The sequence below is a fragment of the Herbaspirillum sp. genome (assembly GCF_035644555.1).
Classification (GTDB): Bacteria; Pseudomonadota; Gammaproteobacteria; order Burkholderiales; family Burkholderiaceae_D; genus Herbaspirillum.
Map to the genome: position 1 here is coordinate 64,783 of NZ_DASQOH010000064.1, position 12,241 is coordinate 77,023.

At 65.7% G+C, this 12,241-nt stretch carries 11 protein-coding genes; 6 read left to right on the forward strand and 5 right to left on the reverse strand.

The features are described 5' to 3' along the window. Window positions 1-58: 58 nt before the first annotated feature. The gene (locus VE092_RS18000; protein WP_324879113.1) at window positions 59-1,426 is read left to right on the forward strand and encodes an MFS transporter; all 1,368 of its coding nucleotides are present in this window, start codon (window positions 59-61) and stop codon (window positions 1,424-1,426) included. 22 nt (window positions 1,427-1,448) lie between these two features. On the opposite strand, the gene VE092_RS18005 is transcribed toward VE092_RS18000, so the two are convergent. Both VE092_RS18005 and hppD read right to left on the reverse strand, forming a co-directional pair. Beyond that, window positions 1,449-1,799: a hypothetical protein gene (locus tag VE092_RS18005; protein WP_324879115.1), complete on the reverse strand. Its 351-nt coding sequence runs from the start codon at window positions 1,797-1,799 to the stop codon at window positions 1,449-1,451. Window positions 1,800-1,984: 185 nt separating this feature from the next. Continuing rightward, entirely contained in the window at window positions 1,985-3,085 is a 1,101-nt protein-coding gene (hppD, locus tag VE092_RS18010) for a 4-hydroxyphenylpyruvate dioxygenase (RefSeq protein WP_324879117.1), read from the reverse strand. Window positions 3,086-3,231: 146 nt separating this feature from the next. Here hppD and VE092_RS18015 point away from each other — a divergent pair, with 146 nt between their 5' ends. The 4 genes from VE092_RS18015 (at window position 3,232) to alkB (ending at window position 6,703) form a co-directional block, all read left to right on the forward strand. Next, complete coding sequence (locus tag VE092_RS18015; protein WP_006464522.1) at window positions 3,232-3,750, forward strand: Lrp/AsnC family transcriptional regulator; 519 nt, start codon at window positions 3,232-3,234, stop codon at window positions 3,748-3,750. A 109-nt stretch (window positions 3,751-3,859) separates the two neighbouring features. Further along, entirely contained in the window at window positions 3,860-5,056 is a 1,197-nt protein-coding gene (gene ada / locus VE092_RS18020; RefSeq protein ID WP_324879119.1) for a bifunctional DNA-binding transcriptional regulator/O6-methylguanine-DNA methyltransferase Ada, read from the forward strand. An 85-nt stretch (window positions 5,057-5,141) separates the two neighbouring features. After that, the gene (locus VE092_RS18025; protein WP_324879121.1) at window positions 5,142-6,053 is read left to right on the forward strand and encodes an alpha/beta hydrolase; all 912 of its coding nucleotides are present in this window, start codon (window positions 5,142-5,144) and stop codon (window positions 6,051-6,053) included. Further along, entirely contained in the window at window positions 6,050-6,703 is a 654-nt protein-coding gene (gene alkB, locus VE092_RS18030; protein ID WP_324879123.1) for a DNA oxidative demethylase AlkB, read from the forward strand. Before VE092_RS18025 ends, alkB begins: the two co-directional genes overlap by 4 nt. Before the next feature lie 18 nt (window positions 6,704-6,721). Here the strand turns inward: alkB and VE092_RS18035 are convergent, their stop codons facing one another. Beyond that, window positions 6,722-7,909 (reverse strand): DNA topoisomerase IB, encoded by a 1,188-nt coding sequence (locus VE092_RS18035; RefSeq protein ID WP_324879125.1) that lies wholly within the window; start codon window positions 7,907-7,909, stop codon window positions 6,722-6,724. A 162-nt stretch (window positions 7,910-8,071) separates the two neighbouring features. Then, the gene (locus tag VE092_RS18040) at window positions 8,072-9,670 is read right to left on the reverse strand and encodes a ShlB/FhaC/HecB family hemolysin secretion/activation protein (protein ID WP_324879127.1); all 1,599 of its coding nucleotides are present in this window, start codon (window positions 9,668-9,670) and stop codon (window positions 8,072-8,074) included. Window positions 9,671-9,945: 275 nt separating this feature from the next. On the opposite strand from VE092_RS18040, the gene VE092_RS18045 reads away from it, so the two are divergent. Then, a complete protein-coding gene (locus tag VE092_RS18045) occupies window positions 9,946-10,758 on the forward strand; it encodes an AraC family transcriptional regulator (protein ID WP_006464531.1) in 813 nt (270 codons plus the stop codon). Between the two features lie 115 nt (window positions 10,759-10,873). Here the strand turns inward: VE092_RS18045 and VE092_RS18050 are convergent, their stop codons facing one another. After that, a complete protein-coding gene (locus VE092_RS18050) occupies window positions 10,874-12,175 on the reverse strand; it encodes a D-amino acid dehydrogenase (protein WP_324879130.1) in 1,302 nt (433 codons plus the stop codon). Window positions 12,176-12,241 lie beyond the last annotated feature (66 nt).

The following is a 12,241-nucleotide window of genomic DNA, read 5'->3' on the forward strand; positions in this document are numbered from 1 at the left end:
GCGCCCTCGTTCGGACGCCCCGGCGTCCCCGGATTATCTTAAGCCTTGAAAGCAGACAGTGCACGTACAGACCCGCAGCGGCGCCCCGCATGACGCCGACGGCCTGCCGCCCCGGCAGCGCTTACTCGCCATCGCCACCGTGGTACTGGGCATCACCATCGCGGTTCTGGACGGTTCCATCGCCAACCTGGCGCTGCCGTCGATGGCGGCCGATCTCAAGGCCAGCGATGCCGATGCCATTTGGGTCATCAACAGCTACCAGATCGCCATGGCGGTGTGCCTGCTGCCGCTGGCTTCGCTGGGTGAGGTGGTGGGCTACCGGCGCGTCTATCTGGGCGGGCTGTTCCTCTTCACGCTGGCTTCGCTGGCCTGTGCCGCCAGCAATGACATGTTGCAGCTGAGCCTGGCGCGGGTGCTGCAGGGGTTGGGCGCGGCCGGCATCCTGTCGGTCAATACGGCGCTGATCCGTTTCATCTACCCGGCGCGCCTGCTGGGCCGCGCCATCGGCTACAACGCCCTGGTGGCCGGCACCGGCAATGCCCTGGGGCCGACCGTGGCCGGCTTCATCCTGCACCTGGCGTCCTGGCATTGGCTGTTCCTGATCAATATCCCGCTCGGGCTGGCCGCGCTCGTGGTGGGCAACAAGGCGCTGCCCACCAATCCGCTGGCCCCGCGCCGCTTCGACCGGCAGAGCGCGCTCCTGTGCATGTTCTTCATCGGCTTGCTGCTCTATACCATCGATGCGGTCGGCCATCTGCAGGGCGTCTGGGTGGTGGCTGGCTGCGCCTTGCTGACCGGGCTGAGCCTGTTCCTGTTGCTCAAGCTGCAGTCGTCCAGCGCGCCCATGCTGCCGCTGGACCTGCTGCGCATTCCCTTGTTTGCGTTGTCCATCGGCACCTCCTTCTGTTCCTTCGCGGCGCAGATGGCGGTGTTCGTGATGCTGCCGTTCATGTTGCAGAACTACCTGGGCATCAACGCCGCGCGCGCCGGGCTGTTGCTGACGGCCTGGCCGATCGCCGTGGCCCTGACCGGGGTGGTGGCGGGCAAGCTGTCGGACCGCATTGCGGCGGGTTTGCTGGGCGGGATAGGGCTGGGGGTGATGTGCCTGGGCCTGTTGTCGCTGCTGACGATCGACCATGGCACGCCGGACGGCCTGATGGCACTGCAGTTTGCGATATGCGGGTTCGGCTTCGGGCTGTTCCAGTCGCCCAACAACCGCACCATGATCAGCGCCGCCCCGCGTGAGCGCACCGGTGGCGCCAGCGGCATGCTGGGCACGGCACGTCTGACCGGGCAGACCGTGGGCGCCTCGGTGGTAGCCATGCTGCTGGGGTGGTCGGATGCGCCGTATGCGCTAGTGTTGTGGTGCGCCGCCGGGTTGGCGGCGCTGGCGTGTGCGGTCAGCCTGACACGGCTGCGCTATTGAAGAATGCGGGTAAGAGCAGGGTTCAAGCGGGCGTAGCCAATGCCTCGCTCTGGGCGTGGTGATGGGCCGCGTGGGCAGCCACCGACAGGGCCATGCTGAGGTAGTTCTCGCTGCGTCTGCGCTGGCGTGCCTGCTGTTGTTCCAGTGCGAACAACTGCTGATAGAGGGTGCGGATCTGCTGCTGCAGCAACTGGCGCTGCTGCTTGCCGTCGCGATTGGCCGGGAAGCGCGCCAGCGACTGCGCCTGCTGTTGCAGGATCAGGATGCGGTGGCTGAGCTGCTCGATCAGTTCGGCGGGGTCATGGTCCAGCGTGTCTGCACGGGTGGCCTGGGTGGCTTCGGCAGTTTTTTCTTGTTCATACGCGATGTTCATGCGAACTCCAGCCCCGGTCGAGGCGCCAGTCTTGCAGGTTCAGGCAAGATTGCCTTTGGGTAGAGTTACGGCAGCTTCCAGCAAAGCTTGAGTCGGGCCATGTAAAAAAAGGAAAAGGCGCAGGCCCGGGAAGGGCGCTGCGCCTTGCATGCAGGGCAGGGCCGGCATCGCTGCCGGCCGTTCCATCAGATGACGCCGCGGCGCATCTGGTCCAGTTCGATGGATTCGAACAGGGCCTTGAAATTGCCCTCGCCGAAGCCGTCGTTGCCCTTGCGCTGGATGATTTCATAGAACACCGGGCCGATCAGGTTCTGGGTGAAGATCTGCAACAGCAGCCCCTGGCCGGCGGTGGGGGCGCCATCGATGAGGATCTTCAGCTCGCGCAGGGCGGCCAGGTCTTCGCCATGGCCGGGGATGCGGCGTTCCACCAGGTCGTAGTAGGTGGCGATGGTGTCCTGCAGAGGCACCCCGCGAGCGTACAGGGCGCGCACGGTCTGGTAGATGTCGTCGGTGCCCAGGGCGATGTGCTGGATGCCCTCGCCGTTGTACTGCTTGATGAATTCCTCGATCTGCGACTTGTCGTCCGCGCTCTCGTTGATGGGAATGCGGATCTTGCCGCACGGGCTGGTCATGGCCCGCGAGCGCAGGCCGGTGACCTTGCCCTCGATATCGAAATACTTGATCTCGCGGAAGTTGAACAGCCGAGTATAGAACGACGACCAGGTATCCATGGCGCCGCGCATGACGTTATGGGTCAGGTGGTCGATATAGGTCAGGCCCACGCCCTTGGGATTGCGCTCCACGCCGGGGAAGAACTGGAAATCCACGTCATAGATGGAGCCGTTGTCGCCATAGCGGTCCACCAGATACAGCAGCGAGCCGCCGATGCCGCGGATGGCCGGAATGTTCAGTTCCATCGGCCCCAGACGGGCTTCCACGCCTTCGGCACCCAGTTCCAGCGCGCGCTTGTAGACGAAGGCCGCATCCTTGACGCGGAAGGCCATGGCATTGACCGAGGCGCCATGCACCTGGGCGAAGGCGGCGGCATTGCTGTCCGGCTCACCGTTGAGGATGAAGTTGATCTGGCCCTGGCGATACAGGGTCACGTTCTTGGAACGGTGACGCGCCACGGCGGTAAAGCCCATCAGTTCCAGCACGCCGGCGATGGCGGCCGGGTCGGCGGCGGTATATTCGACGAACTCGAAACCGTCGGTCCCCATGGGGTTGTCGAACAGGTCCGTGCTGGCGGCGGCAAGTTGGCTGATCTGGCTTTCTGCGTGGCCCATCTGTGTCTCCTCGGATTGGAAAGGCCGGCAAGCCCGGCCCATGCGAGGAGTTTATTGCGTCGTCACTGCAATTTGTGATTGTTTTTTGCGCAAATTAGGGGTTAATATGCACAAATAAATCTTAAATAAGAAAATTGGAGAGATAAATGAGCATCATCAATGTGGATCGCTACGATCTGGCCTTGCTGACCGAGCTGCAGCGTGACGGACATATTACCAACAGTGCACTGGGACTGAAAGTTCACTTGTCCACCTCCCAGATCAGTCGTCGCGTTCAGCGCCTGGAAGAAGCCCACGTCATCGAACGCTACACCGCCGTGCTGGACCCGGCAGTGGTCGGCCTGGGCGTGACGGCCTTCACCACCGTCACCCTGGATCGCCAGGGCGAAACCCGGGGCGAATTGTTCGAAAAAGCCGTGGAAACGATGCCAGAGGTCACCGAATGCTTTTCCGTCACGGGCGAGGGCGATTATATCCTGCGCATCGTGGCCCCCGACCTGGCGGCGTTTTCCGAATTCATGATGAGCCGGCTGCTGCGCCTGCCTGGCGTGACCAACGTCAAATCCAACATCACTCTCAAGAAGGTCAAGCAGTCGCACGAACTGCCGCTGGAACACGTCATGCAGCCGGTGAAGTCGCGCCAGCGCATTCGCTTCTCCCAATGAGATAGTGAAGGTAAAGGGCGGGCCGCCTGCGAATTCAAAAGCAAGCGCCCGAGTGCGACGCCGCCACGGGGCGCCTAGAATCATCCTGACCCGATAGCAGGAGCACCCCATGCCGAGCACGACCTCCCCGATGATTTCCAGGCCCCCAACGTCCCCCGCGCCCTCCACGGAGGAGGGCCCCGCATCCGCCGAGCCGTCCCTGACCGACCCGTCCCTAATCGCCCCGTCCCTCATCGACCAGCAACGCTGGCTGGCCGTGCAGCGCCGCGACCCGGCGTTCGACGGCCTGTTCTGGTATTCGGTCAAGAGCACCGGCGTCTATTGCAAGCCCTCCTGCGGCGCGCGCACGCCCTTGCGCAAGAACGTGGCCTTCCACTCCAGTGGCGCGGCTGCCGAAGCGGCTGGTTTTCGCCCCTGCAAGCGCTGTCGGCCCGACCTGCCACCGCTGCAGGAACGCCATGCCCAGGCCATCGCCCAGGCCTGCCGCCTGATCGAAGCCGCCGAGCAGGCGCCCGCCACCGAGGACCTGGCCCAGGCCGTGGGCTTGAGCCGCTACCACTTCCATCGCCTCTTCAAGGCCCACACCGGGCTGACGCCCAAGGCCTATGGCGACGCCCGGCGCGCGCAGCGCCTGCGTCAGCAACTGGCCTCACGCGCCAGTGTCACCGAGGCCTTCTATGAAGCCGGCTTCAATTCCAGCGGCGGCTTCTACGCCCACCGCAATGCCGACCTGGGCATGAAGCCGGCGGCCTACCGCCACGGCGGCCGTGGCGAAAAAATCCGCTTCGCGGTGGCGCAATGCTGGCTGGGCGCCTTGCTGGTGGCGGCCACCGAGCAGGGCATCTGCGCCGTCACCCTGGGCGAGGATGCCGAGATCCTGGTGCAGCAACTGCAAGACCGCTTTGCCCAGGCCGAACTGGCGCCGGGCGATGCCGCCTTCGAGCAGACACTGGCGCAGGTGCTGGCCGCGCTGGATGACCCGCAACGTGGCGCCACGCTGCCACTGGACGTGCGTGGCACAGCCTTCCAGCAGCGCGTGTGGCAGGCCCTGCGCGAGATACCGCCGGGGGTGACGCTGAGCTACGCCGAACTGGCCGCCCGCATCGGCCAGCCGGCGGCGGTGAGGGCGGTGGCCAGCGCCTGCGCGCACAACGAGATTGCCTTGCTGATTCCCTGCCATCGCATCGTGCGCCAGGATGGATCACCGTCCGGCTACCGCTGGGGCATCGAGCGCAAGGCGGCCTTGCTGGCGCGCGAGGCAGTGGCGCACCCGCCGCAACCGCCGCAACCGCAATCGCAGCCGTAGCCAGCCACCGCCGACCGCAAGCCCGCCTGAAGGCGCGGGCAGAGGCGGCTACAATGGCTGTTACTTCATATTGCAGGAGTCGTGCATGCATGTTCTTGGCAAGGCCGGCCTCGCTCTCACCGGCGCGGTTCTGGTCCTGGGTGGCCTGATCGCCTGTTCGCCGCTATCGGCCATCAACGCGGTTACCCCGAGCTCCAGCTACATCAAGACCGAAGGCGTGGCCTACGCCGACAGCGACAATCCACGCCAGAAGCTGGACATCTACCGGCCGGCTGCGCAGGCCGACGCTGCGAGCGCCAAGGGCTTGCCGGTGGTGGTCTTCTTCTATGGCGGCAGCTGGAACGAAGGCAGCCGCAAGGACTACGCCTTCGTCGGCGAAGCCTTGAGCTCTCGCGGCATCATCGCCGTGCTGCCGGACTATCGCGTCTATCCCGAAGTACGTTATCCGGATTTCCTCAAGGACAGCGCCCAGGCGCTGGCCTGGACCCTGCGTTCCCTGCACGAACTGGGCGGCGATCCGCAACGGGTCTTCGTCATGGGGCACAGTGCCGGCGCCTATAACGCGGCCATGCTGGCCCTGGACGCGCGCTGGCTGCGCCAGGCCGGCGCCTCGCCGGATGCCTTGCGCGGATGGATCGGCCTGGCCGGGCCCTACGACTTCCTGCCCATCGAAAACCCGGACGTCAAGCCGGTATTCTTTGCCCCCGACTCGCCGCCTGATTCGCAACCGGTGCGCCACGTCCAGGCCGGTGCGCCACCCGCGCTGCTGATTGCCTCGCACAAGGACAAGCTGGTATCGGCTACCCGCAATACGAGCGGGCTGGCCACGCTGCTGCGCGCACAGCAGGTGCCGGTAGAGGAACGTTACTTCGACAACACCTCGCACGCCTCCCTGGTGGGTAGCCTGGCAAGGCCGCTGCGATTCCTGGCGCCGACGCTGGATACGGTCACCGAGTTCATCGCCACGCCGCCCCCGCGCACCAAGGCTGTGCCGTGACTGGTGACCTGTTCGCCGCGCTGCCCCGCGAGCCCGAGATCGAGCCCATCACCGAGGGGGCGACCCTGCTGCGCGCCTTCGTCAGCGACGAGGAGGCTGCAGCGCTGGTAGCTGCCATCGATACCGTGCTGGCCCACTCCCCCTTGCGCAATATGCAGACGCCGGGCGGCTTTCGCATGTCGGTGGCGATGAGCAATTGCGGGCAATTCGGCTGGGTGACCGACCGTCGTGGCTATCGCTACCAGACGCTGGACCCGGTGACCGGGCAACACTGGCCCGACATGCCGCCTGCATTCGTCGCACTGGCACAGCGGGCGGCCGAGGCGGCCGGCTTTGCTCCCTTCCTGCCGGACGCCTGCCTGGTCAACCGCTACGATCCTGGCGCCCGCATGTCGCTGCATCAGGACCGTAACGAAGAAGACATGCAGCAACCCATCGTCTCGGTCTCGCTCGGCTTACCGGCAACCTTCCTCTTTGGCGGCATGGAGCGCAGCGACAAGCCGCAACGCATGCGGCTGGAGAGTGGGGATGTGGTGGTCTGGGGCGGCCCGGCACGGCTGGCCTTTCACGGCGTGGATGTGCTGCGCGACGGCGAGCACCCGCTCACCGGTCGCTGCCGCTATAACCTCACCTTTCGTCGCGCCCGCTGAGGGCAATGATCCTGCCGATCAGGCTCCTGCAGCGTGCGCGCTGCCGTGTGCAGCCTTGCGCGCAGTGCTGCTCGTCCGGCGGCCTTCCTTGCGCGCCGGCCGGCGTGCTGGAGCCTCATCGGCTTCGTGCAGGCGCTGTTGCAGCAATGCCAGCACCGCCGCCTCTTCCGGCGACAGGTCATGCAACTCCTGCACCAGTTCGGCCTGCACGCGCTCTTCCAGCAACTCGGCGAAACTGCCATCGAGATAGCTCTCGATCACCGCCGGGTGTACATAGCATTTGCGACAGATCGACGGGGTATTGCCCAGCCGTCGCGCCACGTTCTCGATGGCGCGGACCACGTTCTGCTTGGCCTGGGCCTGCGAGTCCACCCGCTCGAAGGCCTGCAGCGCCAGCGTAGCCAGCACCGTACCGGCCCAGGTGCGGAAATCCTTGGCGCTGAAATCCTCGCCCGCCGCCTCGCGCAGATAGGCATTGACGTCGCCGGAGTCGATGCAGTGCCGCTCACCGTCGTCATCCACGTACTGGAACAGCTCCTGCCCCGGCAACTCGCGCATCTTGCGGATGATGCGTGCCACATAGGGATCATGCAACTTGATGTCATGCTGCACCCCGCTCTTGCCACGGAAGCGGAACAGCACATCGCTGCCATCGACCCGCACATGGCGATGGCGTAGCGTGGTCAGTCCGAAGGACTTGTTCTGCCGCGCGTATTCATCGTTACCGACCCGCATGAAGGTGCTCTGCAGCAGATGCACCACCGCCGCCAATACCTTTTGCCGATGCAGGCCGGGCCGCTGCAAATCCTGCTCCACCACCTTGCGGATGGTGGGCAGGGCGCGGGCAAAACTGATCATGCGCAGGTATTTGGCGTCGTCGCGCACCAGGCGCCAGCGGGCGTGATAGCGGTACTGCTTGCGACCCCGCGCATCGCGCCCGGTGGCCTGGATATGGCCGTTGTGATGGGGACTGATCCACACCTCTTCCCAGGCCGGTGGAATGGCCAGCGACTTCAGGCGCGCCAGGACTTCGGCATCGCGTATCAGTCGGCCCTGCGCATCATGGTAGGCAAAGCCCTTGCCATGGCGGCTGCGGCGGATGCCCGGCATCTCGTCGTTGACGTAGCGCAGTTGGTTGGCACGGGCGATGTCGGCGGCCTCGTCCTGGTGACGGGCGTCGGCGGGGGGAGCAGCATTGCGGTCCATGATGGTCTCCTCGGACTCTGTGCACCGGGACATCCGGCGATGGTCCATGGCGGCCATTATTGAGCAAGCCGCCCCGGCCGACAGTCAGCCATTGGCCGGGGATGATGTGGGACTTTTCCCGCACGTCGAGCTAGCTCGGACCGCTAAGTCAGAACGACTAGCTCAGAACGACCACTGCAGGCTGAAGCCACCGGTCAGCGCGGCCGTGGCAAAGCCCACCGGCTTGGCCAGGGGTGTCGCCAGCGACATCTCGTAGTTCATCTTTGCCACGCTGCCGCGCACGCCCAGCGCCGCACCCGTGAGCCGGCGACCGGTCAGGTACTGCGCCGTCGGACCGGCCACCGCACCGGTATCGACGCCGGCAAACAGTTCCTGTCCGCTATCACCCAGGGCCAGTGCCAGCTCATTGCGCAGGAACCAGCCCCGTTCGGCCTGCAGGGTCAGCTCACCATCGAAACCACGCACCGTATAGCGGCCGCCGATGGAAAACTGGTCCTGCGGCGGCAGTGCTCCCCGGTTCCACTGTGCGCGCAGCGTGCCGCTGTAGCGCAGACGCGCCGAGCCCAACTGGAAGGGCGCATTCAGCGAGGCATCCAGCAGCCACAGGCCGTAGCGCGAGGCGATCTGCGGCAGGTCGTAGGGCGTCGCCGGTTCGTTGCCTTGCCAGTCCAGCGAACGACGATAGGCGAGGGTGGCGTCGGCAATGGCGTCGCCCATGAACTGGCGGTGGTTCAGCCCCGCCTCCCAGGCGCTGGTGCGACGCTGCTGCGCGCCGATCTCCAGTTCATCGATGGCGTTGTAGGCAGTGCGCAGCAGGCCTTTGACGAAGACCGTGCTCTTGCTGGCGGCATCGCGCCGGACCAGTCGCGAGAGCTTGAATTCGGTGGTCTCCGAACGGCCGCTGTAGACGAAGTTCTCGAAGGCCCCGGCCACGGTCTGGTGATAACGGTTGCCCGACATCGTGAGCGCGCCCATCCAGTCACCCCAGGGCAGGGAGTAATGCAGGGTATAGGCCTGGCTGCCGTGGTCGCCGTAATGGTTCAGGCTGCGGCTGACGCTCACGTAGAAGAGGTCGTTGAGGGTCCACCAGTTGTCATAGGCCAGCGTCAGCCCCAGCAGATACTTGCCGGTGGCGCGGGCGCCGCCATCGTCCAGCGTGGTCGTCAGGCGGAACGGGAAGGCCTGCTGATACTGGATCACCAGATCGCTGTCGCCCGCCTCGGCACCGGTATCCTCGGAGGGCGTGATCTTGATGTCAGCCTGCACGGTCGGCAGGCGCTTGAAGTTTTCCAGTCCTTGCTCGATATCGCGCAGGTTGAGGATGTCGCCCGGCTTCAGCGGCAGGGCATTGATGGCAGTGCCACGGGCACTTGCATCGGCAGCAAAGCGGATGTGACGCACACGCCCCGGCTGCACGCTCAACACCAGCCGCCCCGTCGACAGGTCCTGCGGGCGCGCCAGCACCCGGGTGGTGGTATAGCCCTGCGCCACGATGGCGCTCTCCACCCGGGCCAACACCAGATTGACGCCTTGTGAGCCCAGACAGCGCCCGAGCGCGCCGTCCGGTCCGGTCACGCTGGCGAGCGCAAAGCGGAAGCGCTCGGCCTGATCGCCCTCCAGGGTGATGGATGAAATCAGCCGGCACGGTTGCTCCTCGGCGGGAAAGACCTGCGGCGTCGGGCTGGCGGCGGGACCACCCAGGCCCACGTCCGGCCGCTGCTCCTGCTGCTGGCGCAGGGCGCGTTCACGTTCGCGTTGCAATTGCTCCGGGTTGACGGCGGTTTGCGCGATGCACAGGGCGCTGACCAGATTCAGGCCGGCGAATATCGGTAGCGCCAGGCGATGGGTAGAAAGACGGGAGCACCTTCAAGAGCCGTGATCAGAGCATCGGCGGCAGCGCCACGATAGGTGCGTCTCATGTCGAAAGCCGGTTGGTTAAAGCCCTGCAGAAGTGAGCACAGTAGAGCAAAGGGGCTTTGACTGACTTTCGATCATTGGTCAATAATGTTTGAATCTGCGCCATCACCGGTTTACACATGCCCAAGCCCACGCCAGCTCCGCCGACCCTGCCCATCGACCGCGTGGGGGACATCGCGCGTCCGGTGGTGGTGGCGGGTGCCGATTATCCCAGCGGTTCGCTGCAGCCCCTGCACAGTCATCGGCGGGCGCAATTGCTGTTCGGGCTGGCGGGCATGATGCAGGTGGTCACGCAGGATGGGGCCTGGGTGGTGCCGCCGCAGCACGCGGTGTGGATTCCGTCTGGGCGCGAGCACCTGAGCCGCATGCTGCTGCCGGTGACGACCTGCAGTGCCTTCGTGGAGCCCGAGCACGCACCGCGTCAGGCGCAGACCTGCCAGGTGCTGGAGGTGCCGCCCCTGTTGCGTGAATTGCTGATCGAGGCGACCCGCATCGATCCGCTCTACGCGCCCAACAGCCGGGAAGAAGACCTGATGCGCCTGCTCCTGGCCGAGATCGGTCGTGCCCGCGAGATTCCGGTCCACGTGCCGCTGCCGCAGGAGGAAAAGCTGGGCGCGCTGTGCCGCAGCTTCATGATGGCGCCGTCGATCCGCTCGCGTCCGGGGGAGTGGGCGGAGCAACTGCACACGAGCGAACGCAGCTTCAATCGCCGTTTCCTGGCGCAGACGGGGATGGGTTTCCAGCAGTGGCGCTTGCGGGCCTGTATCGTCAATGCGATCTCCCGGCTGGCGCTGGGGCATTCGGTGACGGTGATCGCCTATGACCTGGGCTATGAACGGCCGGCGGCGTTTTCCACGATGTTCAGGAAGATGACCGGGCATGTGCCGTCGGCCCACCCGGCGGCGCTGGGGGCGGTGCGTCGCAGCCGCTGAGCGGCGGCCATAAAAAAGGCCGGGGCATTTCGCTCCGGCCAACCATTCTGCGAGGGATGCAGAAGAGACTATTGGGGTGAAGGATGCAGGGCGTGGGTCCTGTCGTCAGCCCGGATCAGGCACCTGCCAGGCGCGGGGCCTGCGCCCGGCCGCCCGACTGCATGTAGCGCTCGACCGAGAGGTCTTCATGGGCGATGGCGGGGCGGCGGCCCGAGATCAGGTCGGCCAGCAGTTGTCCCGAGCCGCAGGACATGGTCCAGCCCAGGGTGCCGTGGCCGGTGTTGATGAACAAGTTCGAGACCGGGGTGGCGCCGACCACCGGCGTGCCGTCCGGGGTCATCGGGCGCAGGCCGGTCCAGAAGCTGGCCTGGCGGGTGTCGCCGGCGCCGGGGAAGAGGTCGTTGACCACCAGTTCCAGCGTGGCGCGGCGCTTGGCCTTGAGGGTGGTGTCATAGCCGACGATCTCGGCCATGCCGCCCACGCGGATGCGGTCGTCGAAGCGGGTGACGGCGATCTTGTAGGTTTCGTCCAGGATGGTCGAGACCGGGGCGGCGCTGGCGTCGGTGATGGGCACGGTGATCGAGTAACCCTTGAGCGGATAGACCGGAATGGCGGGCAGGCCCGGCACATCGGCGAGCAACTGCGGCGAGTAGGAGCCCAGGGCGACCACGTAGCTGTCGGCCTGTACCAGTTCCTTGCCGCAGATGACGCCGGCGATCTTGCCGCCGGCCATGGCCAGTGCATCGATGGAGACGTCGTAGCGGAATTTCACGCCCAGCTGTTCGGCCATCTTGGCCAGGCGGGTGGTGAAGAGCTGGCAATCGCCGGTTTCGTCATTGGGCAGGCGCAGGCCGCCGGTGAGCTTGCCGCGCACCTTGTCCAGCGCCGGTTCGGCGCCGCCCAGCTGGTCCGGACGCAGCAGTTCGAAGGGAACACCGGCTTCCTTGAGCACGGCGATGTCCTTGGCCGCTCCGTCCAGTTGTTCCTGGGTGCGGAACAGTTGCAGCGTGCCTTGCTCGCGGCCTTCGTAGGGGATGCCGACATCGGCGCGCAGCGCGCGCAGGCAATCGCGGCTGTATTCGGCCAGGCGCACCATGCGCTCCTTGTTGACGGCGTAGCTCTCGGCATTGCAGTTGCGCAGCATCTGCCACATCCAGCGCAGCTGGTTGAGCGTGCCGTCCGGGCGGATGGCCAGCGGGGCGTGTTCCTGGAACATCCACTTGATGGCCTTCAACGGAATACCGGGGGCAGCCCAGGGCGAGGCGTAGCCGGGGGAGATCTGGCCGGCATTGCCGAACGAGGTTTCCAGCGCGGCGCCGGGCTGGCGGTCCAGTACGGTCACGTCATGGCCGGCCCTGGCCAGATACCAGGCGCTGGTGACCCCGATGACACCGCTTCCAAGAATGACGACGCGCATGTTGATTCCCCGTTTTGAATGATGCCGCTACAAAAGGCTGGTGGATTAGAAGATTCAGCTATGATA